Here is a 25,231-nt window from a genome sequence, read left to right as displayed (position 1 = left end):
CGAAGCCGGGAGGCGCAAGCTCCCGCAGCGGCGCAAAGTGAGGCCGTGACCGATGTATAAGCTCATGCTTGTGGAAGACGAAGAAGATGTGCGCGAAGGCATCCTGCGGGAGATCGACTGGGCCCGCCACGGATTCGAAGTGATCGAAACCGCGGAAAACGGTCAGGAGGCGGCGGAGCTGTTCGAACGGGAGGTGCCGGACGTCGTCGTCACCGACATCCGCATGCCGTTTATGGACGGGCTTCAGCTGGCGGCGTGGATCCGGCAGCGGTACGAAGCGACGAAGATCGTGATCCTGACCGGCTTCGACGAGTTCGAATATGCGCAAAAAGCGGTCAAGCTGCATATCGACGAATATGTGCTCAAGCCGTATTCGGCGCAGGAGCTGATCGACGTGCTGGCGAAGATCAAGCGCCGGATTGACGAAGAAGCGGCGGAGAAGGAAAACGTCCAGACGCTGCAGGAGCATTACCGGCGAAGTCTGCCCGTGCTGCGCGAGGTGTTCCTGGCCTCGCTGGTCGCGCGGAAGCTCCCGCGGCGCGAAATCGAGGAGAAGTGCCGCAGCTACAATCTGGAGCTGGCGGCGGACGCCTACGTCGTATCCGTCATCAGCATGGATACGGACGGCAGCGAGGACTCGGACGGGGCGGCCGCGGCATCGCTGAAAGCTTCGAAGGACACGGAGCTGAAGCGCTTCGCCGTGCTGAACGTGGCCGAAGAAATCGTCGAGAAGCACCGCTTGGGACGGGTGTTTTTGCACAACGATTATTTGGTGCTGTTGACCGTAGACGTTCAGGCGCCGGAAGGCGGAGCTACCGTGCTTAAGAAAACGCTTACGGCGCTGGAGGAGATCCGGCAGAGCATTGAGAAATATTTAAAATTTACCGTTACGATCGGCGTCGGCACCGTATGCGGCGAGCTGACGGACGTGTCCTATTCGTATAAGGACGCGGTATTGGCGCTCGATTACCGCGGCATTCTCGGCAATAACCGGATCATTTGCATCGACGATGTGGAGACGCGTTTCGTCGAGAAGCTGCGCTTCGACGAATTGAAGGAGCATGCGCTGATCCGCTGTCTGAAGGTCGGCACCCCGCAGGAAATTCAGGAGACGGTGGACGGCTTGTTTCAAGGCATCGGCGAAACGCAGGTGTCGTTCAAGGATTACCAGATTTACTTGATGGAAATGCTGACCGCCATTCTCAAAGCGGCCAAAGACGCGAACGTCGATCTGGATGCGGTGCTGGGGACGGACTTCGTGCCGTTCGCGGAGCTGCACAAGTTCACGAGCCTGCAGGAAGCGAAGAACCGCATTCTCGGTCTGTGCACCGCCATTATGAACAGCATCGCGAGCCAGCGGCAGTATACGTACAAATCGCTGGTGGAGCAGGCGATCGACTATACGAAAAGCCATTACCACGAGACCGACATTTCGATCCAGAAAGTATGCGGCCATCTGCACATCAGCGCCGGCTATTTCAGCAGCATTTTCAAGAAAGAAGCGAAAATGACGTTCGTGAACTACTTGATGCACATTCGGATGGAAGCGGCGAAGGAGCTGCTGCGGACGACCGATCTGAAAGCGTTCGAGATCGCCGAGCGGGTCGGGTATGCGGAGCCGAACTACTTCAGCTTCAGCTTCCGCAAGCATGTCGGCGTCTCGCCGAAGGAATACCGGAGCGCGGCCTTGGAGGGACAGCGCGGATGAAGCGGGCGGCCCGGGGGCTTCGGCGGATGGCGGCAGCTCTTGTGTATACGTGGAAGGTCAAAAGCATTCAGGTGATCATCACCGCGTCGTTTACGCTGCTGACGTTGCTGGTCATGGCCTTCGTCAGCGTGATGCTGTACAACAAATTTACGAAGACGGCGGAGCAGAATACGTTTCTTAGCAATGAGCAGATCGTCGCGCAGGTCAAATACAACCTCGAAATTTACTTGCAAAATATGTCGCAGGTGTTTCGGACCGTGGAGCAAAAGGTATGGATGAATTCCGTCGCAGTGGGCGAAGAGCGGCTGACCGAGCAGCTCGGGACGATTCTGGACAGCCGCACGGATATCGTATCGATGGCGCTGTTCACGGCGGACGGGGAGCCGATTGCGGGGCTTCCGGTCATGGACATGCGCAAGAACACGAAGCTGACCGAGCAGAGCTGGTTCAAGACGGCGCTGGAGAACCCGGACCATCTGACCTTCTCGCTGCCGCACATCCAGAATCTGTACAAGGGCAAGTACACGTGGGTCGTGTCCATGAGCAAGCAGATTACGATCGAACGCGGCGGCGAGAAGCGGCAGGCCGTGCTGCTCGTCGATTTCAACTTCAAGACGATCGACGACCTGTGCCGCCGCGTCAGCCTGGGGAAGAAGGGGTACGTGTACATCATCGACGAGTCCGCAGGCAACATCGTGTACCATCCTCAGCAGCAGCTCATTTATATCGGCCTGAAATACGAGAATGTCGAGCAGGCGCTTAAATACACGTACGGCAACTATCTCGATTCCTCCAGCGGCGACAAGCGGCTGATCACCATTGCAACCGTTAACAATATCGGCTGGAAAATCATCGGCGTTTCGTATATGGACGAAATCATGACCGCCAAGAAGGAAATCGGCGGCTTCATCGCCTGGCTGCTGCTGTTTGTCGTCGTCTTCGTGCTGCTGATTTCGGCGTTCATGTCGGCCAAAATTTCGCAGCCGATTCGCAGGCTGGAGCGTTCGATGAGCAAGGTGGAGCAGGGCGTGTTCGACATTCACATTCAGGCGCAGGGCGACGACGAGGTGGGGCGGCTGTCGCGCCGGTTCAACTATATGGTGGCCCGCATCCGCGAGCTGATGGGGCAAATCATCCGCGAGCAGGAAGCGAAGCGCAGGGGCGAGCTGGAGGTGCTGCAGGCGCAGATTCACCCGCATTTTCTTTATAATACGCTGAATTCCGTCGTGCGGCTGGCCGGCGGAGGCAAGAGCGAAGAGGTCATTACGATGATTACGGCGCTGTCGAAGTTTTTCCGCATCAGTCTCAGCAAAGGCCAAACCATCATCTCTGTACAGGACGAGCTGGAGCATGTCCGCAATTATTTGATCATCCAGAAGATGCGGTACAAGAACAAATTCGAGTTCGCAATCGAAGCGGAGCCGGAGGTTTTGGGCTGCCGGACGCTGAAGCTGATTTTGCAGCCGATCGTGGAGAACGCGATCTATCACGGCATCGAGATGATGGCGGACGAAGGCTTCATTCGGATCACCGCAGAGCTCGTCGGGGAAAAGGTGCGGCTGCGGGTCATCGACAACGGGCTCGGCATCCCGGTGGACAAGCTGGAGCGGCTGCTGACGGGCGAGGCGGCAAGCGGCGAAGGCTCCTCCGTCGGCCTGCGCAACGTGCACGAGCGCATCCGGCTTGGCTACGGCGAGGCCTACGGACTGGAGATCGAGAGCCGGCTGGAAGAAGGCACCACCGTGACGCTGTGGCTTCCGGCTGTACGAACGGAAGGGGCGGAGGAGTCATGACTAGCGGAAGAACGTCGTTTCGAACCGTTCCGGTGCTGCTTGCAGCCGTGTTCTGCCTCCTGCTGCTCCCGTCTTGCGGGAGCGATAACACCGAGCCGCACATCGCGGAGCCGAAGAAGCAAATTGCGCTCGTGCTGAAGACGCAGCACAGCGATTATTGGAAAACGGTGCGCACGGGGGCCGAAGCTGCGTCGAAGGAGTTCGGCGTCGAGCTGTCCGTCGGGGCACCCAAGCAGGAAGAGGATGTGCAGGGCCAAATTCAGCTTGTGAACGAAGCGGTCAACTACAAGCGGGAAGCGCTGGTGCTGGCGGCCAACGACGATCAGGCGCTGGCGGAAGCGGCCGGACAAGCGGCGGAGCGTGGCATGCCGGTCATCGCCATCGACACGGAGATCGACTCGTCGCGGGTGCGCAGCTTCATCGGCATCGACAACTTCGAGGCCGGACGCAAGGCGGGGCTCAAAATGGCGTCGCTCGTCGGCAACCGGGGACGCATCGCGGTGATCGGCTTCAAGCCGGGCGTGAAGACGACCGAGCAGCGGGAGCAGGGCGTGCTGGACGAAATCGCCAAGCACAGCCAGATGAAGGTGGTGGAGCAGGTCGAGTGCACCTCGGACCCCGCTCCGTGCGCCCGGCAAATCCGCCGGCTCCTGCAGGAGCCTGTAGACGGGATCGTCGCGGTGCATGCCGTTTCGTCCATTGAGGTGGTCCGGGCGATCGGGGAGCTGGGTCTGGAAGGAAAAGTAAAAGCCGTTACGTTCGACAGTACGGCTGAAAATATCGAGTCGCTGCAGGAAGGCGTCATTCAGGCGACGATTATCCAGAATCCGTTCAGCATGGGCTATCTGGGCGTCAAATATGCGGTGGAAGCCTTGGAGGGCAAGAAGGTGCCCGCCCGCTTCGATACCGGAACGAAGGTGATCGATCAGGACAACATGTTCTGGTCGGACAACCAGAAGCTGCTGTTTCCTTTTGTGAAGTAAAAAAATGGAGAGGCTCCCGCATGAGCGGTCGCTCTCTCCTGCATCATCAGCCGGCGGCGATGGGCTGTCTTACGATTTTGACGTCATAGAACGAGATTTTGTTGGAAATAATATAATCCGGCATGCCTCCGCGGTGGGAGTGCGCCTCCCGGAACGCTTCGCTGCGGGTCCACGCTTGAAAATCCTCTTTTTTATTCCAGCGGGTGCTTACTGTCACTTCGTCGTATTCCGGCGTATTTTCCGTCAGCAGCACCTCCAGACCGAGAAAGCCCTCCATATATTCCACTTTCCCGACCTTGTCGAACCGTTCGATCAGCTTATGGGCGTTGCCCTTCGTGATGTGGGACGTATTCGTTACAATGACCATATATTTTCCTCCTTAGGTTTACAGGCTTTTCGAATCGGGATGATGACAGGATAGTCGTCTTCGAAGGCGACTTTGGCTTCGATTGAGTACACGTCCTGCAAAAATTGCGGACAGATGATTTCTTTCGGATTTCCGGAAACCACCACGCGCCCGCGCTTCATCGCAATGAGATAATCGCAATAGTTGGCGGCCTGCTGAAGATCGTGAAGCACCATAACAATCGTCAGCCGGTACGTTTGATTGATCCGTTGCAGCATTTCCATCACATCGAGCTGATGGGCGAGATCCAGGTAAGTGGTAGGCTCATCCAGCAGCAGGATGTTCGTTTTTTGGGCCAAGGCCATAGCGATCCGGACTTTTTGCTGCTCACCTCCCGATAAAGTGTGGAACATTTGCTGCTCTGCTTTGCCGGTTCCCGTCATGTCCAGCGCCCAATCGATAATCCGCTCGTCGTCCGCCGTCATGCGGTCGAACATACGTTTGTACGGGGAGCGGCCGTAAGCGACCAGCTCCCGCACGGTCAGCTCGGGAAGCTGGCCTTTGGATTGGGTGAGCATCGATACGGTTTGGGCGAACTCCAACGATTTATAGGTCTTGGCCTGCCGGTTATGAACGTACACCTCTCCGTGATCGGCTTTCAGCAATTGTGCAATGATTTTTAACAAAGTGGATTTTCCCGAGCCGTTGGGCCCTACGATAGCCGTCAGCTTCCCTTCCGGGATCGACGCCGTAACGTCCTGAAGCCGGAAGGCGCCGACCTGGAATTCCATATGGTCCGTATGGATAGCGGTAACGGTCATCACACGATTCCCCGTTTCTTCAGCAAAAATAAAAAGAACGGCGCTCCCAGACCTGCGAGCAAGATGCCGACAGGCAGCTCGATCGGATCGAACCACGAGCGCGCGATCGTATCGGCCAGCACGACAAGCGCTGCGCCTCCCACGATGGACAGCGGAAGGAGAAAGCGGTAATCTTCGCCGGCCAGCAGCCGGATGGCGTGAGGCACGACCAGACCGACAAAGCCGACCAGCCCGGCGACGCTGACGGCTGCCCCGGCCAATAAGGACGACAGCAGGATCAGCAGCAGGCGCTGCACCTCCACCTTCTGCCCCAGCAGCTTGGCGGCATCGTCTCCGAGCAGCAGCAGGTTGGCCGGCTTGATCGCAAGGACGGACAAAGCCAGCCCCGTGATGGCGTAGGGCGCCATGAACTGCAGATGATGCCAGCTGCGGCCGCTGAGCCCGCCCGCCAGCCAGGGCAGAACGGCTTGCACCCGGTCGCTGTACGTCACCATCAGCCCGTTGGTCACGGCGCCCAGCAGCGCATTGATCGCGACGCCCGCCAAAATGATTTTGAGAGGCGAGGCCCCTTTGTTCCAAGCCAGCGCATAGATGACGACGGAGGTGATCAGCGCTCCCAGAAAGGCCAGAGCGGGCAGCAAATAGCTGAGCTGCGGAAACACGATCATCGCCATGATGGCGGCAAGCCCGCCGCCCGCCGAGACGCCGATAATGCCCGGATCGGCCAGCGGATTCTTCATCACGCCCTGCAGCAGCGCACCGGCTGCGGCCAGACATGCGCCGGTCAGCATGCCGACGAGCACGCGGGGGACTCTGAGATTCATGACGATTTTTTCATGCGCAGGCGGACCGGTTGCCGTAAAAACCGTCCATACCTCCTGAAGCGACAGCGAGACGGACCCGTAGGCGATGCCATGGAAAGCGACGGCGAGGAGAAGGAGAGGTGTCGCAATACATAGCAGCTTTCTTCTGAAGAGGCGTTGTTGTTTATTCATCGGGCGTCACTTCACTTCACGGCTTGAAGCAAGGCTTTCAGCCGGTCAAGCGCTTCAATGACCCGGGTGCCGGGATTCGTGCCGAACAGGTCGGACGGCAGAACCTCCACGCGGTTATGCTTGACGGCGTCCAAGCTGTTCCAGGCGGCATTTTGCTGCATTTCTTTCAGAAATCCGTCCTTGACCTTCTCCGGATTGCCGTGACTCATCAGCAGAACCAGCTGGGGGTTCGACTGGATAATTTTTTCGGTGTTCAATTGCGCATACTGCGGGTAGCTTTCCAGCTTCGGGTAGTCCGCCGCAATATTTTCCCCTCCGGCCTTCGCCAGAATATCGCCGCTTAAGGAGCTGCCCAGCGCAGCCATGTAGGTGCCCGGAGCGCCGTAAACGAGCAAGACCCTCGGCTTGATGCCGGTCGAACCGGAACCGATTTCCTTAAGCTTCGCATCGATGCTTTCGTTCAGCTCCCGGGCTTTGTCTTCCTTCCGCAGCAGTTGGCCGAACAAGGTAATCTGCTTCTTGATCTCGTCGATCGAATTGGCGGAGGTCAGCAGCATTTTGGAGCCGATGCCTTCGACCGAAGGGATGTCCTTCGTGTTCAAGGGGTGGTTGCCGAGCACGACATCCGCATCCAGCGCAGCGATTTTTTCGAGATCGATGCCGTGGGTGCTGCCGATCTGCTCCGCGCCGGCCGCTTCTTTGACGGCCGCCGGTCCTGCCGACGTCGGCCGTCCCACGACCTTGCCGCCCAGCGCATAAATAATATCCACATCGCCGTTGCTTAGGGCTGCGATTTTGGTCGGGACGGCAGGGAAGGTCACGCTGCGTCCGGCAAAATCCTGAACGGATAGCTTCGTATCGGATGGCTTCGCCTCGGACGGTGCAGCCGTGACGCCGCTCCCTGGGGATGGCCCCGGACTGCATCCGGCCGCCCCGAGCAGCAGAACGGCCATGCCTATATGCCACATTCGTTTCACTTGCGTCCTCCCATCTGGCGGAGCCGGATATGATAATCTATGATCGATTACAAATGATAATGATTATCACTTTCACTGTCAATGGGGATTGGGGAATTTATCCAAAATTTATTTTCTGAGGCGATGGAATAACCAAATTTTTGGTTCCTGCCAATAATATGGGTTGACAATTTCCTTGAAACTGGAATAAGATCAACCTGTCGGACAAATTTTCGTCTAAATATTTCCAAAAACCAAATAAAGGTGGGGTGCAATGTTCAGAAAATTTCGAAAAGAACAACAGAATAAGCGGAAAGGGATCATTTTTTTTGAGTTCTAATTGAGAATGATAATCAATATTGATGATAATGATTATCATTGAAGCAACGCAAATAAACCGGAAAGGAAGCCCGTACAACGTGAAAAGGTCATTAGCTTTACCCTCCTTATTTTTAACGCTGGCGTTTATCCTGAGCCTGTTCTTTGCGCCGGGAGCGCAAGCTGCGTCCGATTTGGCCGACGGTACGTATACGATTGACTACACCATTGTCAAAGCGGAGAACGAGTCGGCTTCGATGGCGAACGATTATTTCGAGAAGCCGGCTACCTTGCAGGTGAAAAAGGGCGAAATCACCGCGCAAATTCAAATGAACCACAGCAAATGGATCACCATGTTCAAAGTGCCGGACAAAAACGGTTTTGCCGATGCGAAAGTGATCAAGAGCGACGAGAAGGAAGACACCCGAGTTGTCGAATTCAAGCTTGACGATTTGTCCAAGCCGATGCTTTCCAAAATTCATGTGACGGTCGAATCGATTAACTACGACCATGACTATACGATCCGCTTTATGTTCGATACGAAGAAGTTAAAGAAAGTCGAATCGGCGGCCAAACCAGCCTCCGATAAAGCGGGCGCTCCGGCTGCGGAGAAGACCGGCGCCGACAAAGACGCTAAGGCCGGGACGACAGCTCCGGCGGCAAGCGCGAAGCCTGTGCCGGCAGCCGAAGCCGCCAAGCAGCCGGTGGACAAAATCATGCTGTCCGCCGACAACCCGCAAACCGGGGATGAAGCCCCTCTTGCTTTCTTTACAGCTTTGTTCTTTATTTCAGCATGCTATCTGGTCCGCAGCCTCCAAAACCATTAGACCCTAAAGGAGAGAATCCCTTTGAGAAAGCAATTTACCAAAGCCATCGCCGTATTTATGATGATGTTTGCGCTGCTGACCTTCGTTCAGGCCCCGCTGGCCGGAGCCAACCCTGCGCTTGCGGACGGAACGTATACGATTGAATTCACCGTGTTGAAGGATCAAACCAACCAAACGTCCACCATGGACGGCTATCTCCAGAAGCCGGCTAAGCTGGAAGTGATCAACGGCAGCAAATTCGTCTCGGTTACGTTGAAAAACAGCGATTGGATTCAATTTTTCAAAACCGAGCAGAACGGAAGCTACGTTGACGCGACCGTGGTAAGCACGGATCCGGCGGCCAACACCCGCGTCGTTAAATTCCCGGTATCCGATTTGACGGCCAAAACGAACGTGTATACGCATGTGAAAATTACAACGCTGCCATTCCCTTACGATCACAAGTACAACGTTCAAATTCAGTACAATACGAGCACCATTAAACCGCAATAAGCAAGTCATCCAGGCGCGTCATTATAGCTAGGAAGCACCTGTAATCCGCTGCGGCCAGGAAAGCAAGGGGAGCTTGATCCCCGGTTTATTTACGAGACTACAAAGGAGCGTTATGACTTTGAGCAGGACAGTACAGAAAGCTTTATCCGTTTTTTTAATCGTCTTCGTATTTCTCGCTGCGGTCCGAATTCCGCCCGCCGGTGCGGCTCCCTCGCTTGAGGAGGGCAGCTATACGATCGGTTTTACCGTGCTGAAGGAAGATAAGGACGAGCCATCGATGGTGAACGATTACCTTCCGAAGCCGGTCCAGGCCAAGCTGGAAGTGAAGGACGGGAAGCAATTCGCATCCTTGACTTTGCTGAATAGCAGCTGGTGGCAATATTTCAAGACGGAGAACAACGGACAATTCGTTGATGCGGAAGTCGTAAGCCGGGACGAAGTCAAGAATACGAGAGTCGTGAAGTTCGAGGTGCCGGATTTGTCGGCCAAGCTGAATGCCAAGATCCACGTGAAAATTATGGGCTTGCCGGGCATGCCCGACTTTGTTTACGACAATTATTATACGGTGCGCATCGTTTTCGATACGGACACCCTCGTGGCTGAGCCCGGAGACAAGAGCCGGCTGACGGCGCTTGTCGCTCTAGCGCAATCGGCGCATGATGCCGCCGTAGTAGGCAGCCTGAAGGGGCAGTATCCCGCAGACGCCAAGAGCAAATTGAGCACCGCGATTGCTCAAGCCAAGGCGGTTGCCGACAGCGCATCGCCTACGCAGGCGCAGCTGAACAAGGCGGCGGATGGGCTGCAAGCGGCGCTCGATGCGTTCAAGGCATCGGTCCATACCACGAATCCCGATCCGGCGAAGGATGGTGTATACCGCCTTCCGTTTACGGCGCTTCATGCGACGGCGGACCAGACGTCGAGCATGGATTCGTACTTGGCTAAACCGGGCAAGCTTACGGTCCAGCAGGGGCGCAAGAAGGTATCCTTCACGGTGAAGCAGAGCTCGATCATTCCGCAATTCAAGGTGGAGCAGGGCGGCGTGCTGCTCGATGCCGCCGTCGTCAGCCGCAATGCGTCGGAAGATACCCGGGTGGTGGAATTTGAAGTAAGCGATCTGAGCGCCTTCGTGAACGCCGAAGTGCGGGTGGAGACCTCGTACAACGGACAGCCTTACCAAAGAACGCACAAAATCCGCTTGAAGCTCGACTCCGCAAGCGCCGAGAAAATCGCGTCCTCCGACCTGACAGGTCCTGCGGCCGTGAAAGCCGGTCAGCAGCTGAAGCTGACGTTCGGAGTGAGCGGCGTGACGAACAGCGTATACGAGCAGGTGTACACGCAAGGGCTGACGGTGGGCTTCGATCCGGCCAAGCTGAAGTTGGTTGAAGCGTCCCCGCTGATCAACGGCCTTCGCCTTACGGAGCAATCCGAGATCGCGCCCGGACAAATCCGCTTGTCGACCAGCTTGGATGAAGGGGTGCAGCCTTTGCCGGTGAACAATCGGTACATCACGCTTACCTTTCAAGCGCAATCGGTGACCCAGGCGACTTATGCGCTTGTTACGTTAAACGACGTCGTCGTGAACAACCATAACGGGCAGCTCAAGGTAGACGACAGCTGGCATACGCTCGCCATTCAAGCGGGTCCGGTCGAGAAAGGGAGGCTGAACGCGCTGATCTCGGAGGCCGAGGCGCTGCATAACGCAGCGGTCGAAGGAACGTTCCCGGGCCAATACGCCGTCGGCGCCAAGAACGCGATCTATACGGCGATCCGGCAGGCCCAAGCCACAGCCGGTCTGGACGAGGCGGAGCAAGGGCGGGTGGATCAGGCCGCAAGCGCTTTGGAGGCGGCGATTGCCGGATTTAAAGCTGCGGTCGTGACAAGCCCCCGCAGCCCGGTAGACGTCGCGAACGGACAGTACGGCTTCGAGCTCGTCGTCATTTCCGGCGACCGTTTCGGCTCGTCCGTAAGCTCTTATCTTGAACCTACCGGGAAATTAACCGTTCAAGACGGGAAGAAATTCCTCTCGCTCCAACGGAAAAACGGCGTGACGATTGCGAATTTCCAACTCCTGCGCGCCGACGGCACAGCTCAGGAGATTCCGGCGCAGCAAGCGCCGACGTCGCCGGAGCCTGAAGCCGTCCGCACATTAGCTGCAGGCGCAGCAGATGTCCGATACGAAATCGAAGATTTGACCGCTACCTACCTCGTCAAGCTGACAGCAGCGAAGGATAGCGGAACAGAGGAGCGTTCGTTCCGTATCGCTTTGAACAACATTGTGTCTGCATCGCCGGGAGGACCGGGGCAGGTAAACCCGAACGTGCCGGCCAAAAGCCCGAACGGACTTGCCGACGGCACGTACAGCATTGATTTTAAAGTGTTGAAGTATGGTACGAATACCAAATCCGTCATGCAGGATTACGTGAAAACGCCGGGCACCTTAAAAGTGGAGAGCGGTACGCAAACGGTCTCGATGGTGCTCAAGCAAAGCAAGGAAATTACCGAGTTCAAGGTCGAGCAGGGCGGAAGTCTGACCGACACAGCCGTCGTCAGCACCGATGAGAAAGAGAATACGCGGATCGTGAAATTCCAAGTGCCGAATCTGGATGATAAAGTGAAGGGCTGGGTCAAGGTCGATTGGGCGGCGTTCAACTATTTCCATTCTTATGACGTGCACATTGCGTTCGACAAAAGCAGCATTAAGGAGCTTAACGGCAATTTGTCCAAGGTTCTGAACGCCAAGCCGTTTCCCGAATCGCTGAAGGCCGGCGAGTATACGATGGACTATGCGCTGCTTGACACGGAAGTCGGCTCGGAGCTGGCGAAAACGGAAGACACTAAAGCGGATAAGAAAGCAGACAAGAATGCGCCGAAGAAATCGTTCATCAACGATTTGGTGAAGCATCCTGCTAACCTGACGGTTCAGGAGGACGGCAAGAAGCTCGTGACCTTCACCGTGAACAAAAGCAAAGAAATGCCGATGATCCAGGTTGAGCAGGATCAAGTTGAGAAGGATGCCGATCCGTTTGCCGACGTCAAAGTGGTATCGTCCAACGAACAAGAAAATACGCGGGTCGTCCAGTTTGAAGTGAAGGACGCCGGCATGAGAAAAGTCCGGATCAAGCTGGATTGGCCGGACAAATACAATCGGGTGTACACCGTAGACATGACGTTCGATCTTGACAGCATCAAGCCTGTCAAGAAAGAAGAAGAGAAGACGAAGGAAGAGCCTAAAGCGGAAGCCAAGCCTGCGGTAGAGGCGATCGCCCCTGCGAAGCTGACCGATATTGAAGATCATTGGGCGAAAGCTCTGATCGAGCGGGCGGCGGCCCTCGGCATCGTCAACGGCTACGAGGACGGCACGTTCCGTCCGGACAACGAGACAAGCCGGGCCGAAGTGACAGCGATGATCAGCCGGGCACTCAAGCTGAAAGGGGTGCAGGGCGAATTGAACTTCGCCGACCTCGACAGCATTCCCGCATGGGCCAAGGAGAACTTGGCCGGCGTCGTGAGCTCGGGCATCATTAGCGGTTATGCGGATGGAACGTTCTCAGGCGACCGGAAGGTCAGCCGGACCGAAATCGCCGTCATGATCGTGCGCGCCTTGAAAATCGAGCCTGCAGCGAATGTGTCTCTTCCGTTCGCGGATGCCGGACAGATTGCGCCATGGGCGCAGCCTTACATTGTAGCGGCCCATAAGCTCGATCTCGTGGGCGCACGTTACGACAACCGTTTCGCGCCCCAGGCGAACGTGACCCGGGTTGAAGCGGTGCACCTGGTGTTGAAAATGCTGAACCACGTCAAGTAATTGCGGCTTCAGCAAAAATCTGGAGGAGCGGGGATGCCGGGCGACCGGCGTCCTCGGTATTTTTGAAGTGACCGAAGGAAAGGAGGAATCGCCAGGATGGGCAAATGGTGCAGAGGGCTAAGCGCTGCAATCGTCCTCCTGCTGCTCATAACAGGCTGCTCGGCGAAGGCGAACACCGATGGTACCGCTGCTGCGAACGCAGGCCCGGAAGAAGCAAAGAAGCAGCCGGAGCATCGGGTCATCGCCACGACCGTGGCGGCTGCGGAAATTATGGATGCGCTGGAAGTCGATTTGGTCGGGATTCCGACCAGCTACAAGGAGCTGCCCAAGCGGTATGCGTCCTTGCCTCAAGTCGGCAACCCGATGAGCCCGAACATGGAGCTTGTGAAGTCGCTCGATCCGACGGACGTGCTGTCCGTGACGACCCTGCAATACGACTTGGAGCCGGTCTTCAAAAATGCGGGGATCGAAGCGAGCTTTCTCGATCTGACCAGTCTGGGCAAAATGAACGAGGCCATCAAAACGTTGGGCGGCAAATACGGCCGGCAGAAGCAGGCCGAAGCCATCGTAGCCCAATACGACAAGAAGCTCGCCGAAATCAAGCAGCGGATCGCGGGCAAAGAGTCCCCATCCGTGCTTATTTTGCTTGGCGTGCCGGGCAGCTATCTGGTGGCGACGGAGAACTCGTACATTGGCGATCTGGTGAAGCTGGCCGGGGGGGAAAACGTCGTACAGGGCGAAAAAGTGGAGTATTTGGCCTCCAATACGGAATACCTTCAGCAGGCGAACCCGGACGTCATTTTGCGGGCGGCTCACGGGATGCCGGAGGAGGTCGTCAAAATGTTCGATAAAGAATTTAAGAAAAACGATATTTGGAAACACTTCGATGCGGTACAAAACAACAGGGTGTACGATCTGGAGGAACGATTGTTCGGAACAACGGGAAATCTGGCGGCGATCGAAGCGCTGGACGTTGTGACGAACATGCTGTACCCGTAAACTATGGAGCGACAGAGGACGTTTGCACATGAACAAAACGATTTGGAGCCTGGTTGCCGTCATCCTTTTGCTCGTCGTCATGGTCATCGTATCCGCAACGGCAGGCAGTATCAAGGTCGGCGGCTTTGAGCTGGTTCAAGGCTTGGTTACCGGCACGAACAAAAAAGTGGAGGTCATCCGCGATCTGCGTCTGCCCCGGATCATCGTAGCGCTGTTCGTCGGAGCGGCATTGGCGGTATCGGGCGTGCTTCTGCAAGCCGTGATGCGGAGCCCGCTTGCGGACGCCGGCGTGATCGGCATCTCTTCGGGAGCCGGGTTTATCTCCATCCTGATGGTTTCCTTATTCCCGGGCCTCTTTTTCTGGCTGCCGTTTTTTGCTTTTATGGGCGGCGCTTTGGCATGTTTTCTGGTCTATTCGTTCTCTTGGAAATCAGGCCTTAGTCCGATTCGGATTATTCTTGTAGGGATCGCCATCAATGCGATGTTTACCGGCTTGGGACAATCATTTAACTATAGAGGCAGCTATGCGGTGACCAGCGTCAATCAGGCGACGACGTCTACATTTCCCTTGAAAACGTGGAGCGACGTTGAAGTGATGCTCATGTACGGCACCGCCGGTCTTGCGTTCTCGCTGCTGCTGTGCCCCTGGTGCAACGTGCTTGCGCTGCAGGATAAATCGGCACGGAACGTCGGCCTTCCCGTCTCGCGCGCCCGGCTGCTGATCTCCGCCGTCGCCGTCCTGCTGGCGGGCGTCGCTACGGCTATCGGAGGACTTATCGCTTTTGTCGGGCTGCTCGTTCCCCATATTGCCCGGCAGCTCGTCGGCTCGGATCATAAGGTGCTTATTCCGTTTTCCGCCCTGGCTGGGGCTTTGTTGATCTTGACGGCGGACACGCTCGGCCGAACGGTGCTGGCGCCTGCCGAAATTCCGGCCTCGATTATTATGACGGTGATCGGGGGACCTTTCTTGATATTTCTGCTTAGGAAGAGTGATCGGGTCCATGGACATTAAGTTGGAAATTCATCATGTCAGCTTTTCGTATGACAAGAAGCGCGATCAGCTCAAGCAGGTGACCGGCCGGATCGAGCCTGGCAAAATAACGACCATTATCGGCCCGAACGGATCGGGCAAATCGACGCTGCTCGGAGTCATGTCGCAAAATTACGCTCCGCACAGCGGGCAGGTCGTGCTGGACGGCAAAGCGATTAGCAGCTACAAGCCGAAGGAGCTGGCCAGGAAGCTGGCTGTCGTCCACCAGCAGAACGACGCGCCCTCCGACATGACCGTGGAGAAGCTGGCGGGCTTTGGCCGGATCGCACATCGGAGCATGCTTGCCCCGCACCGCGAGGAGGACGACAAGGCGGTCGAGTGGGCGCTGTCCTGCACGAACCTGCTGGAAAAGCGTCAGGCGACGCTCGATCAATTGTCCGGGGGCGAGAGGCAGCGAGCTTGGGTAGCGATGGCCTTGGCGCAAAGCACACCGATGTTGTTTTTGGATGAGCCGACCACTTTTCTTGACATTTATTACCAAATTGAGCTGCTGGAGTTAATCAAAAAGCTGAATGCCGTTCACGGCCTGACAATTGTCATGGTGCTGCACGACATCAATCAGGCGATCCGGTACAGCGACCGCTTGATCGTGATGAAGCACGGCGAGATTCAAATGCAAGGACCGCCGGAAGAGGTCATTACGGAAGCTTCGATCAAGGCGATCTATGGCGTGGATGTGGTCGTCAAGCATGAAAAAGCTGCCGGGTTGTACATGATTCCGGTCGGTATTTGATGCCGAGGTGATGAGTTGAACGTTCGAAAATGGCTGACGCCGCTCTGCTTGGGACTGATGCTGGTTTCCGGGTACGAGCTAACCGGTATTCTCCAAAGCTACCATGACAACCGGGTCGTCCTGGCCGAGGCCCGGCAGTTGTATGGGCATGCAGAGCCCCGCTACCCTCGCGTTGAAGCTGTGGAGCCTCCGGACGATCCCGTAGAAGTCCCGAAGCGTGAGGCCCCGCAGACGGAGTCCCCCAAGGAAGCCCGCGCTCAATTTGAGGCTCTGCTCGAGGTGAATCCGGACGTGGCCGGTTGGATCCGAATCGGGAATACGGCGATCGATTATCCGGTCGTCCAAGGGGAAGACAACGCCTATTATTTGAACCGGAACTATAAGGGCGAGGAGTCGGGCGCCGGGAGCATTTTCCTCGACTTCCGCAACGATATCGGCAAGGTTCAGCCGAACACCGTGATTTACGGCCATCGCATGAAAGATGGCTCCATGTTCGGAGATTTGAAGAAATTTCTTAAAGAAGATTTTTTTAGAGAAAATCTTGTTTTTCAATACGATACCTTGTATCACAGCTACCGGGCCGAAGTTTTCTCCGTCTATCCGGCAACTGCGGACTTAGATTATATCCGGACCGGATTCGAAAGCGAACGGGAATACAAGGCTTTCCTGCAGACCCTGCAGGAGCGATCTTTGTACAAAACGGACACCGTCCTCGGGGCGGATGACCGCATTTTGACGCTCTCAACCTGCGACTACACGCTCGATCCCGCGAAGGGAAGGCTTGTAATCCATGCCAAACTAATCGAGCAAGATTGAAAGGCTCGCCAAGCCCTAGCCCTAGCCTATATAGAAGAAACGTCCTTTGAATCCGAAGGGCGTTTAATAGATTGTTGAGAAAGTGGTTTTGACAAAAATAGAGAATCATACGTTGGGTGGGGTATCTACTGGAGGAGCGATAGCGTTCGCCTTTGTCTGCGGGAAACATCCGCTGCTAAGCGGCTTCAATCAAAGTTTCCCGCGGACAACAGCGACCGGAAGTAGATACCCCACCCCCTTCGTGTAACTCTCTATTCCCTCAATCGCCACTTTCTCAACAGCCTCAACGTCCTTTGAAATTCGAAGGACGTTTCTTTGCGTCCACCTCCCCAAACACATGAGGATTTCGATAGAACACATGAGAATTTTGAATGGGTTTTTTTCCGGAAATCCAAGATAATGGGAACGTAGCTAACATAACATAACGTAACGTCGCACGGCAGTGCCCCTTACCGAAAGAAGCTCTTAAAAACAGGAGGTCAGATGTTATGAAAAAGAAAGCTGTATCCATGATCGTCGCGGCAGCCCTGCTTACAACCGCTGTCGGGTGTGCCAGCTCCGGCAATGCCCCTGCGGGCGGAGGAGCCGCGAAGCCCGATGCCGGTGCCGCCAAAAATCCGACCATCGGCGTCGCCATCTACAAATTTGACGATACGTTCATGACGGGTGTACGGAACGCGATTTCCCAAGCGGCCGAAGGCAAGGCGAAGGCGGATATCGTCGACAGCCAGAACTCCCAGCCGACCCAGAACGATAAAGTCGATCTGTTCATTACGAAGAAGGTCAACGCGCTGGCCATCAATCCGGTCGACCGCACCGCAGCCGGAGTCATCATCGACAAGGCGAAAAACGCGAATATCCCTGTTGTGTTCCTGAACCGCGAGCCGCTGGCCGACGACATGAAGAAATGGGATAAGGTATACTACGTCGGCGCGAAAGCGGAGCAGTCCGGCACGATGGAAGGCCAGCTCATCGTCGATTACTTCAAAGCGAACCCTGCAGCGGACAAAAACAAGGACGGCGCGCTGCAATACGTGATGCTGAAGGGCGAGCCGGGGCACCAGGACGCCGAGCTGCGCACGAAGTTCTCGATCAAAGCCGTCGAGGATGCCGGCATCAAGGTGGAGAAGCTGGCGGAAGACACCGCGATGTGGGACCGCGTCAAAGGCCAGGAGAAGATGGCCGCATTCCTTGCCTCCCATGGCGACAAAATCGAAGCCGTCTTTGCAAACAACGACGACATGGCGCTTGGCGCGATCGAAGCTTTGAAGGCGAAGGGCTATTTCAAGGACAACAAATACGTTCCGGTCGTCGGCGTTGACGCCACGGCGCCTGCGCTCAAAGCGCTCGAAGAAGGCACGCTGCTCGGCACCGTGCTGAACGACGCGAAGAACCAGGGGAAAGCGACGTTCAGCATCGCGAACGTGCTCGCACAAGGCCAGACGCCGACCAAAGAGAATACAGGCTATGACATTACCGACGGCAAATACGTCTGGATCTCTTACAAAAAAATCACCAAAGCAAACATAAACGACGCGAAATAATCGGCTACCCGGCCGAGCGGCAAGGGGCAATGGCTGCGGACGTTGCCCCTTTGCCGTATGCGCGCATCCTTACGCAAGGGGGCCTTGGCATGACGGAAACCCGGTATCTGCTTGAAATGAACGGAATTACGAAGGAATTTCCCGGCGTCAAAGCGCTGGACGGCGTCACCTTGAAGGTGCGCCCGGGCACGGTGCACGCCTTGATGGGAGAGAACGGCGCAGGCAAGTCCACGCTGATGAAATGCCTGTTCGGGATATACAAGCCGGACGGCGGCGAGATCCTCTTGGACGGCCAGCGGGTGCAGATCAACAATTCGAAGGATGCGCTGAGCCTGGGCGTCTCGATGATCCATCAGGAGCTGTATCCGGTACCGCACCGCAACGTGATGGAGAACCTCTGGCTCGGCCGTTTTCCAGTGAAGGGGCTCGGGCCGTTTAAACTCGTCGACGAGAAAAAAATGCATGCGGACACGCTTGCGCTGCTTCGGGATTTGGATATGGATATCGATCCGAACGCCTTGGTGGGCTCGATGTCCGTATCCAAAATTCAATCGCTCGAAATCGCCAAAGCCGTCTCCTTCCGCTCCAAAGTGATCGTGATGGACGAACCGACGTCTTCGCTGACAGGCAACGAAGTGGAGCAGCTGTTCAAAATCATTAACGAGCTGCGTGGGCGAGGCGTATCCATTATTTATATTTCCCACAAAATGGAGGAAATACTCCGCATTTCCGACGACGTGACCATCATGCGGGACGGTAGGCTGATCGGCACGTGGCCGGCGCCCGAGCTGACGACGGATCTCATCATCTCCCGCATGGTCGGCCGCGACTTGAAGGAGCGCTTCCCGGATCGCCACAACAAGCCCGGCGACGTGCTGCTGAAGGTGGAGAAGCTGACCTCGCCTTTTCCGAAATCGTTCCGGGACGTATCGTTCGAGCTGCGGCAGGGCGAGATTCTGGGCGTCGGCGGCCTGGTCGGCGCGCAGCGCACCGAGCTGATCGAAGCGTTGTTCGGGCTGCGCTCGGTCGCCTCCGGCGAGATCAGCCTCCGCGGACGCAAGGTCAAGATCAAATCGCCGATCGACGCCAAGAAGCACAAAATCGCGCTGCTGACCGAAGAGCGGCGGGTGACGGGCATTTTTCCTGTCCTGTCGATTCTGGAAAATACAATGATCGCCAATCTGGACCGGTATATCAATCCGTTCTTCCTGCTGAACGAGCGGAAGGGGCGTGCGGAAGTCGCCGGGAGCGTCGAGAAGCTGCGCGTCAAGACGCCTTCGATTAAGGAGCTGATCAAAAATTTGTCGGGCGGCAACCAGCAGAAGGTGCTGCTGGCGAGGTGGCTTTTGACCGAGCCGGACATTTTGCTGCTTGACGAGCCTACCCGGGGCATCGACGTCGGGGCCAAATTCGAGATCTATACGATCATCGCCGATCTGGCCAAGCAAGGCAAAAGCATCATTATGATTTCCTCGGAAATGCCCGAGCTGCTAGGCATGTCGGACCGCATTATGGTCATGTCGGAGGGCCGGTTGACGGGCATTCTGGACGGGCGGCAGGCTACCGAGCAAGAAATTATGCGGCTTGCCGCCAACTAGAAGAGGACATCGCGAAGGAGGAGAACCGGGCTCATGAAGACGGGAAAGCTGAATCATTTTTTTACACAATACGCCATTTATATCGTTCTGATCCTTCTTGTAGCAGGCATTGCGGCGTCCGATCCGCGGTTCCTGTCGGTCGATATATTGCGGGACATTTTGCTGCAAAACTCGACCCGCGCCATTATCGCACTGGGAGCCGCGTTCGTGCTGATTACGGGAGGAACCGACTTGTCCGCGGGTCGCGTCGTTGGGCTGACAGCGGTGTTGTCCGCTTCGATGCTGCAGACGGCCGATTACCCGCGCCGGTTTTTCCCGGACATGCCGGAACTGCCGGTCTGGGCGCCGATCTTGATCGGGATTGCCGCAGGGCTGCTCGTCGGCTTGATCAACGGCTGGATCGTATCCAAGCTGAGCGTGCCGCCGTTCATCGCAACGCTTGGTACGATGGTCATCGTCTATGGGGCCAACTCCATCTACTTCGACTTGAAGCCGAACGAATCGCAGCCAATTGCCGGCTTGCGCCAGGATTTCACAACGATCGGCACCGGCTTTATCGGTCCGAACGGGCCGTATTCGCTGCCGTATATCGTCATCATCGCGATTGTCGTCGCTTTTGTCGTCTGGATCATTTTCAATAAGACGCGGCTCGGCAAAAATATGTACGCCATCGGCGGCAACATGCAGGCGGCGGTCGTCTCCGGGATTAACGTCAAGCGCAACCTGATCTATATTTATGCGATCGCAGGCGCGCTGTACGGCTTGGGCGGAGTGCTGGAGGCGGCCCGCACGGGCGGCGCGACGAACAACTACGGCAACATGTACGAGCTTGACGCGATTGCCGCGTGCGTGGTCGGCGGCGTATCGACGGCGGGCGGGATCGGCACCGTGCCGGGCGTGCTGGCCGGGGTGCTCATCTTCGGCGTCATCAACTACGGCTTGACCTTCATCGGCGTCAGCCCGTATTGGCAGCTTATTATTAAAGGGCTGATCATCGTAGCCGCCGTCGCATTTGATATTCGCAAGTATTTGGCGAAAAAATAAGGAAGTCGCAAAAAGCTTGTCGCATAGGCGGCAAGTTTTTTTGCGTTAGGCCCCAAGGAGGATTGCAATATCTTTATTTATCCGATAAAATAACTATGAATTAACCGAAAGGAATGGGTGATTCCGATGACGGCACGTTGTCCTCACTGCTCCGGCGTTCATCCTTTGGACGCTTCGATCTGCCCTCACTGCGGAGCCGAGGCGAAGACGCAAGACCGGCTGCTGGACGCTTTGACTTATTGGGACGGCACGGCTGCCGCTCCCCGTCTGTATCCCTCTTTAATAGCCCTTCTGATCGTTGTCGCCGCCGGCGGAGCGGCCGCTTGGCTGCACGTTCCCGCGCTCTTCTGGACCGGTGTCGTCATCGCGTTTCTGTACCGCCTCTTCACGATGAAAATTTGAAGCCTTCCCGTCAATCATAATAAAAGCTTATTTATAGCATCAAGGATTCGTATTTGTATTTTCCTCCCGAATCTCTTACGATTACACCTGTTGGAAGTACATGGGGAATCGGGGGGAAACATCGATGAACGGTTTGAAATCGCTCGGTCCGGGTCTTGCGCTCACGGGAGTCATCGCGGCCGTGTCTTACGGGCTCGGCCTGCTGTTTCCGCTGATCGGCGGCTCGGTCTTCGGTATTGTGATCGGCATCCTGGTGAACAATTTATGGCGCAAGCCGCAAAATACATGGCAGGGCATTCGTTTTTGCTCCAAAAAGGTGCTTCAATGGGCAATTATTTTGCTTGGCTGCCGTCTCAGCCTGTCGGAGGTATGGAAGACGGGCACGGAGACGTTCGCGGTCATGATCGTGACGCTGCTGCTTTCGTTCGCCGCCGCCTACGGGTTCGGACGGCTGCTCCGCATTCCGCCGCGCATGGCGACGTTGATCGGCGCAGGGACCGGCATTTGCGGCGGTTCGGCCATCGCGGCCATCTCGCCGGTCATTGAAGCGGAGGAAGCGGAGATCGCGTATTCAATCTCGACGATCTTCTTGTTCAACATCGTCGCAGTCCTTGTTTTTCCGGCGCTCGGGCATGCGCTCGGCTTATCCGATGCAGGCTTCGGGTTATGGGCGGGGACCGCGGTGAACGACACGTCTTCCGTCGTCGCCGCAGGGTATGCGTTCAGCACGGCCGCAGGGGATTACGCCACCATCGTGAAGCTGACGCGCACCACGATGATCGTGCCGATTGCGATCCTTATGGCGGTTGTCGTCGGCTGGAACAAGAAGCGTGAAGCCGGCACGGAGGGAGGATCGTTTTCGATCAAACAGGTGTTTCCTTGGTTTATTTTGTGGTTTCTCGCCGCTTCGCTGCTGTACACGCTCGGGCTTTTCGGGGAGCAGCTCCTGCAGTGGATTCATCTGGCGGCGCAGTTTATGATCGTGGTGGCGCTGACCGCGGTCGGCTTATCCGCCGACTTCCGGCAAATGACCGCAACCGGGGTAAGGCCGATGATTCTCGGCTTAATCGTCTGGGTGGTCGTCTCCGTCACCGGATATGCGGTCGGTACGCTGACCGGTCAAATGTGACGTTTCCGTTAGGCGGGAACGTCTTTTTCTATTGGCTGCACGTTAAAAGGAGGAAAACGATTCCATGCCGTAGAATCTTTAGCCGAGTACACATGACAACCAAGGAGAGATGCCCGTTGTTTAAAAAAATCGGCGTATGGGTCATGAGCGCGGCTCTTGTTTTTACGGCCGGCTGCCAGCCGCTTGGCGGTTTGGATATGAATCAGACTATCGAAAACGAATGGAAGACGGAAACCTACGAGGCTTCGCTGTCGATGGCGCTGCAATACGATGTGGGAAACACGGACGCCTTGTCCGACTACGACAAGGAACGATTGGCCTTGTGGAACGGATTGCAATTAAACGTATCCAGCTTAAAGGTGAACGGAAGGGAGCAGACGATGTCGGCCAAAGGGACGCTCTCTGCCGCCAAGCTGAACCTTCCGTTTGCCCTTTCCCTGGATAAGGACGGTGCGCTGCTGACCGTGGAGGGCGCGAACAAGCCGATCGCCATTGCCGATTGGCGTACGAACGAGCTGACCGGTCTCTACCACGAGGTGACCATGTATGACGATTTTTGGGTCCATAGGCTGAAAAGGCTCATGGAGGAAATGCGCTTTGTAGATCATCAAGAGGTGACCAAGAAAGCGGTAGGCTTATTGGCCAAAAATCTTCCCAACGCCGCCTCCCTCGCCGTAGAGAAGAAGACGGAGACGATCCAGGGGCAGACGGTAAGCGGGCATCAGCTCCGGTTTGACGTATCGGGAGAGGAATTTGCCTCGTTATTCCGGTCGTTGTTCAAAAACACGGCTTTGGACGACCAAGGCTTGCGCGAGCTGGCTGTCGTCATCTACGATAAGTTCCATCCGGAGCTAAAAGAACTTGGCTTCGCGGACGAGCTGTTCCAAGACCGGCAGCTCGGTACGGAAGCGGTCTATACGGGCGCGAAAGCCATTGCGCTTTATTTGACCTCCGAAACGGGTGGAGCTTGGGAGCAGGAGCTGCTGAGCCAAACCAAGCTCAAAGCGGATGCATTCGTGGACGAGAGCAAGCATATTCGCCAGTGGAACGCCGAAATCGCCATGCATAGCCCCCCGGGGATGGAAGACGGAATCCGCGGAGGCAAGCTTACCGTCCGGATGGACCGATGGAACATCAATGGAGAGGTGAAGCCGGACATCATCTCCGCGAAGGACGCGGTCTTCTACGAGGAGTTATCGAACGAAGAGAGCTTGAGACAGGTTGTGCAGCCGGATTCGGCCTTCTATAAGCTGTTGAAAGAGCAGCTTCGGATCACGGAGAAGTATCTGTACTTTTATATTTGGCCGGAATCCGAGCTGGACAACACCTTATCGGGGCCGGAGGCTTATCCGGGGTACGCTTACAATGCCGCTTATATCTCATCCCAAAATACCGCCTTTGTGCAAGGGAAAGAGCTCGGGGAAGGGCTTGGCTACAAGGTGACATGGGATGCGGGGACGAATACGCTGACCATCGCCGGCTCCGAGACGGAGATCGTCCTGCAATCGGGCAGCGCGACGGCCCGGGTGAACGGTACGGACAAAAACATCGGCGAACCCGCTGTACTGAAACAAGGCGCGCTCTACGTTCCGGTCCGGTTCGTGGCCGAGCAATTGGGCGCGAAGGTGAAGACCGAGGGAGAGGAAAGCTTATACTCCATCGAAGTATATAAACCGTAATAGCGAAAACGCCTGATTCTTTATCCTTCGCGGAGAAAAGAATCAGGCGTTTGTTTTGTTGCTTCTTGTGAAACGGGTTACGATTTTGGCTTGGCTACAGGTACGGCGTTCTTGACGTATTCTTCCAGCGTCACGCCTTGCTTGACGATCGCTTTGGCAGTGTCTACGCCGACATAACGGAGGTGCCAAGGCTCGTATTGGTAGCCGGTAATGCTTTCTTTGCCCTCCGGATACCGGATGATAAACCCGTAATCGGCAGCATGCTCGGCAAGCCATTTCGCTTCCTTGGTCGCGCCGAAGCAGTCCTGCGCCGCGCACTTGCCCGAGCTGCCGGCCACATCGATGGCCAGCCCCGTCTCATGCTCGCTGTGTCCCGGCTTGGCGCTGTATTTGTTCGCCGCGGCCTCGCCGTCTTTTTGCACGTAACGGTTGTAGACCGTTTTTTGCGTTTCATGGGAGCGGTAAGCGGAGACGCCGGCCAGCGGCAGGTTGTCCTTCTTGGCCGCTTCAAACAGCTTTTCGAGCGCTGCCGCCGCTTCCTTGCGCATTTTGCGCTTTTCAAGCTTTTCTTTGAACGTAAAGGGCACATTTGGGTCAACCAAGTCCTGCGGCTTGTAATTTTCCGGCAGCTTATACGTTTTGTTGACAAGAACCGCAATGTCCGCCGGGTTCGCGACGACCTGAACGTCGCCTGTTTTTCCCGAGGAGGAGGCGTTTTGCTTCGCACCGGATTTGGTACCCGATTGAGCGGTCTGCTTTAAGCCGCCCGGGGTGGCGTCAGCTTGGTCCTGTCCGTTGGTAGAAGCGGCAGGTGTGTCGGACGGTTTCGACTTGGTTGCATCTGCGCCAGCGTCCGTCGATCCGGTATTCGATGAGGCGGGAGGCGACGAGGTTCCTGCTGCGGAGTCGGCCTGCGTTTTGCTGCCGGCGTCTCCGCATGCGGCGGATACGAGCATGATGGCGGCAAGCAGCAGCGCTGCAGCGGTCGTACGACGAGAGTTCAATAGAGCCAAATCCTTTCCGTATTTAAATGCACGCGCGTTTTAGCGTTCTTACTTACATAGACGACGCAGGGAAACGAAAAGTTTCTTTTTTTTTCTCCCGTCGGCCTCCTAGTCAAAAATGTTCCCCAAGGTGAGAGATCGGATTCCGATTCGTCGTCTATACAGTATAGAACGCTAGGAGGACCGAG

21 protein-coding genes are annotated in these 25,231 nt (G+C 56.3%); 16 read left to right on the top strand and 5 right to left on the bottom strand.

The window, feature by feature from the left end; all coding sequences use genetic code 11:
• Positions 1 to 52 precede the first annotated feature (52 nt).
• The 3 genes from PEH01S_RS17475 to PEH01S_RS17465 are packed head-to-tail and all read left to right on the top strand — an operon-like array spanning position 53 to position 4,484.
• On the top strand, positions 53 to 1,708 hold the full coding sequence (locus PEH01S_RS17475) for a response regulator transcription factor (protein ID WP_127487024.1): 1,656 nt from the start codon (positions 53 to 55) through the stop codon (positions 1,706 to 1,708).
• Positions 1,705 to 3,501, top strand: a complete 1,797-nt coding sequence (locus PEH01S_RS17470) for a cache domain-containing sensor histidine kinase (RefSeq protein WP_127487022.1) — start codon at positions 1,705 to 1,707, stop codon at positions 3,499 to 3,501. Before PEH01S_RS17475 ends, PEH01S_RS17470 begins: the two co-directional genes overlap by 4 nt.
• Positions 3,498 to 4,484 carry a substrate-binding domain-containing protein gene (locus PEH01S_RS17465; protein ID WP_127487020.1) on the top strand — a complete coding sequence of 329 codons (987 nt, stop codon included), beginning with the start codon at positions 3,498 to 3,500 and terminating at the stop codon, positions 4,482 to 4,484. The genes PEH01S_RS17470 and PEH01S_RS17465 overlap by 4 nt, the downstream gene beginning before the upstream one ends.
• Before the next feature lie 46 nt (positions 4,485 to 4,530).
• Here the strand turns inward: PEH01S_RS17465 and isdG are convergent, their stop codons facing one another.
• Genes isdG through PEH01S_RS17445 form a run of 4 tightly spaced genes read right to left on the bottom strand, consistent with a single transcriptional unit; the run spans position 4,531 to position 7,614 of the window.
• The gene (gene isdG, locus PEH01S_RS17460; protein WP_025847517.1) at positions 4,531 to 4,851 is read right to left on the bottom strand and encodes a heme oxygenase; all 321 of its coding nucleotides are present in this window, start codon (positions 4,849 to 4,851) and stop codon (positions 4,531 to 4,533) included.
• Positions 4,839 to 5,651: an ABC transporter ATP-binding protein gene (locus PEH01S_RS17455; RefSeq protein WP_127487017.1), complete on the bottom strand. Its 813-nt coding sequence runs from the start codon at positions 5,649 to 5,651 to the stop codon at positions 4,839 to 4,841. Before PEH01S_RS17455 ends, isdG begins: the two co-directional genes overlap by 13 nt.
• The gene (locus PEH01S_RS17450; RefSeq protein ID WP_127487015.1) at positions 5,651 to 6,646 is read right to left on the bottom strand and encodes a FecCD family ABC transporter permease; all 996 of its coding nucleotides are present in this window, start codon (positions 6,644 to 6,646) and stop codon (positions 5,651 to 5,653) included. Before PEH01S_RS17450 ends, PEH01S_RS17455 begins: the two co-directional genes overlap by 1 nt.
• Positions 6,647 to 6,657: 11 nt before the next feature.
• A complete protein-coding gene (locus PEH01S_RS17445) occupies positions 6,658 to 7,614 on the bottom strand; it encodes an ABC transporter substrate-binding protein (protein WP_127487042.1) in 957 nt (318 codons plus the stop codon).
• 407 nt (positions 7,615 to 8,021) lie between these two features.
• Between PEH01S_RS17445 and isdC the strand changes: the two genes are divergently transcribed.
• From isdC to PEH01S_RS17380, 13 genes are all read left to right on the top strand, one after another.
• The gene (gene isdC / locus PEH01S_RS17440) at positions 8,022 to 8,747 is read left to right on the top strand and encodes a heme uptake protein IsdC (protein ID WP_246062968.1); all 726 of its coding nucleotides are present in this window, start codon (positions 8,022 to 8,024) and stop codon (positions 8,745 to 8,747) included.
• A gap of 21 nt (positions 8,748 to 8,768) precedes the next feature.
• The gene (locus tag PEH01S_RS17435; protein ID WP_025847509.1) at positions 8,769 to 9,239 is read left to right on the top strand and encodes an NEAT domain-containing protein; all 471 of its coding nucleotides are present in this window, start codon (positions 8,769 to 8,771) and stop codon (positions 9,237 to 9,239) included.
• Between the two features lie 118 nt (positions 9,240 to 9,357).
• Positions 9,358 to 13,044: an NEAT domain-containing protein gene (locus PEH01S_RS17430; protein WP_164827901.1), complete on the top strand. Its 3,687-nt coding sequence runs from the start codon at positions 9,358 to 9,360 to the stop codon at positions 13,042 to 13,044.
• Between the two features lie 96 nt (positions 13,045 to 13,140).
• Entirely contained in the window at positions 13,141 to 14,043 is a 903-nt protein-coding gene (isdE, locus tag PEH01S_RS17425; RefSeq protein ID WP_127487011.1) for a heme ABC transporter substrate-binding protein IsdE, read from the top strand.
• A 28-nt stretch (positions 14,044 to 14,071) separates the two neighbouring features.
• Positions 14,072 to 15,055, top strand: coding sequence for a FecCD family ABC transporter permease (locus PEH01S_RS17420; RefSeq protein ID WP_127487009.1), 984 nt, complete (start codon positions 14,072 to 14,074; stop codon positions 15,053 to 15,055).
• Position 15,056: 1 nt separating this feature from the next.
• Positions 15,057 to 15,827 (top strand): ABC transporter ATP-binding protein, encoded by a 771-nt coding sequence (locus PEH01S_RS17415; RefSeq protein WP_127487038.1) that lies wholly within the window; start codon positions 15,057 to 15,059, stop codon positions 15,825 to 15,827.
• A gap of 15 nt (positions 15,828 to 15,842) precedes the next feature.
• Positions 15,843 to 16,643 carry a class B sortase gene (srtB, locus tag PEH01S_RS17410; protein ID WP_281281486.1) on the top strand — a complete coding sequence of 267 codons (801 nt, stop codon included), beginning with the start codon at positions 15,843 to 15,845 and terminating at the stop codon, positions 16,641 to 16,643.
• Positions 16,644 to 17,131: 488 nt separating this feature from the next.
• Positions 17,132 to 18,187: a galactose ABC transporter substrate-binding protein gene (locus tag PEH01S_RS17405; protein ID WP_025847498.1), complete on the top strand. Its 1,056-nt coding sequence runs from the start codon at positions 17,132 to 17,134 to the stop codon at positions 18,185 to 18,187.
• A gap of 89 nt (positions 18,188 to 18,276) precedes the next feature.
• Positions 18,277 to 19,785 (top strand): sugar ABC transporter ATP-binding protein, encoded by a 1,509-nt coding sequence (locus tag PEH01S_RS17400; RefSeq protein WP_127487007.1) that lies wholly within the window; start codon positions 18,277 to 18,279, stop codon positions 19,783 to 19,785.
• Between the two features lie 33 nt (positions 19,786 to 19,818).
• Positions 19,819 to 20,829: a galactose/methyl galactoside ABC transporter permease MglC gene (gene mglC / locus PEH01S_RS17395; protein WP_127487005.1), complete on the top strand. Its 1,011-nt coding sequence runs from the start codon at positions 19,819 to 19,821 to the stop codon at positions 20,827 to 20,829.
• A gap of 126 nt (positions 20,830 to 20,955) precedes the next feature.
• Positions 20,956 to 21,231 (top strand): hypothetical protein, encoded by a 276-nt coding sequence (locus PEH01S_RS17390; protein WP_127487003.1) that lies wholly within the window; start codon positions 20,956 to 20,958, stop codon positions 21,229 to 21,231.
• A 124-nt stretch (positions 21,232 to 21,355) separates the two neighbouring features.
• Positions 21,356 to 22,360, top strand: a complete 1,005-nt coding sequence (locus PEH01S_RS17385) for a YeiH family protein (protein WP_025847488.1) — start codon at positions 21,356 to 21,358, stop codon at positions 22,358 to 22,360.
• Positions 22,361 to 22,476: 116 nt separating this feature from the next.
• Complete coding sequence (locus PEH01S_RS17380; RefSeq protein WP_164827899.1) at positions 22,477 to 24,039, top strand: copper amine oxidase N-terminal domain-containing protein; 1,563 nt, start codon at positions 22,477 to 22,479, stop codon at positions 24,037 to 24,039.
• A gap of 77 nt (positions 24,040 to 24,116) precedes the next feature.
• Here the strand turns inward: PEH01S_RS17380 and PEH01S_RS17375 are convergent, their stop codons facing one another.
• Positions 24,117 to 25,043: a M15 family metallopeptidase gene (locus tag PEH01S_RS17375; protein WP_025847484.1), complete on the bottom strand. Its 927-nt coding sequence runs from the start codon at positions 25,041 to 25,043 to the stop codon at positions 24,117 to 24,119.
• Between the last annotated feature and the right edge of the window lie 188 nt (positions 25,044 to 25,231).

The organism is Paenibacillus ehimensis NBRC 15659, assembly GCF_004000785.1.
GTDB classification, from domain to species: Bacteria; Bacillota; Bacilli; order Paenibacillales; family NBRC-103111; genus Paenibacillus_G; species Paenibacillus_G ehimensis.
The sequence above is the reverse complement of the archived record's forward strand: the minus strand, read 5'-3'. Positions and strand labels throughout refer to the sequence as shown.

Coding starts and splice junctions, on each gene's coding strand:
- PEH01S_RS17475 (WP_127487024.1), top strand. CDS start 53: ATGTATAAGCTCATGCTTGTGGAAGACGAAGAAGATGTGCGCGAAGGC.
- isdG (WP_025847517.1), bottom strand. CDS start 4,851: ATGGTCATTGTAACGAATACGTCCCACATCACGAAGGGCAACGCCCAT.
- PEH01S_RS17470 (WP_127487022.1), top strand. CDS start 1,705: ATGAAGCGGGCGGCCCGGGGGCTTCGGCGGATGGCGGCAGCTCTTGTG.
- PEH01S_RS17390 (WP_127487003.1), top strand. CDS start 20,956: ATGACGGCACGTTGTCCTCACTGCTCCGGCGTTCATCCTTTGGACGCT.
- PEH01S_RS17385 (WP_025847488.1), top strand. CDS start 21,356: ATGAACGGTTTGAAATCGCTCGGTCCGGGTCTTGCGCTCACGGGAGTC.
- PEH01S_RS17455 (WP_127487017.1), bottom strand. CDS start 5,651: ATGACCGTTACCGCTATCCATACGGACCATATGGAATTCCAGGTCGGC.
- PEH01S_RS17400 (WP_127487007.1), top strand. CDS start 18,277: ATGACGGAAACCCGGTATCTGCTTGAAATGAACGGAATTACGAAGGAA.
- PEH01S_RS17405 (WP_025847498.1), top strand. CDS start 17,132: ATGAAAAAGAAAGCTGTATCCATGATCGTCGCGGCAGCCCTGCTTACA.
- PEH01S_RS17450 (WP_127487015.1), bottom strand. CDS start 6,646: ATGAATAAACAACAACGCCTCTTCAGAAGAAAGCTGCTATGTATTGCG.
- isdE (WP_127487011.1), top strand. CDS start 13,141: ATGGGCAAATGGTGCAGAGGGCTAAGCGCTGCAATCGTCCTCCTGCTG.
- mglC (WP_127487005.1), top strand. CDS start 19,819: ATGAAGACGGGAAAGCTGAATCATTTTTTTACACAATACGCCATTTAT.
- PEH01S_RS17445 (WP_127487042.1), bottom strand. CDS start 7,614: ATGTGGCATATAGGCATGGCCGTTCTGCTGCTCGGGGCGGCCGGATGC.
- PEH01S_RS17420 (WP_127487009.1), top strand. CDS start 14,072: ATGAACAAAACGATTTGGAGCCTGGTTGCCGTCATCCTTTTGCTCGTC.
- PEH01S_RS17465 (WP_127487020.1), top strand. CDS start 3,498: ATGACTAGCGGAAGAACGTCGTTTCGAACCGTTCCGGTGCTGCTTGCA.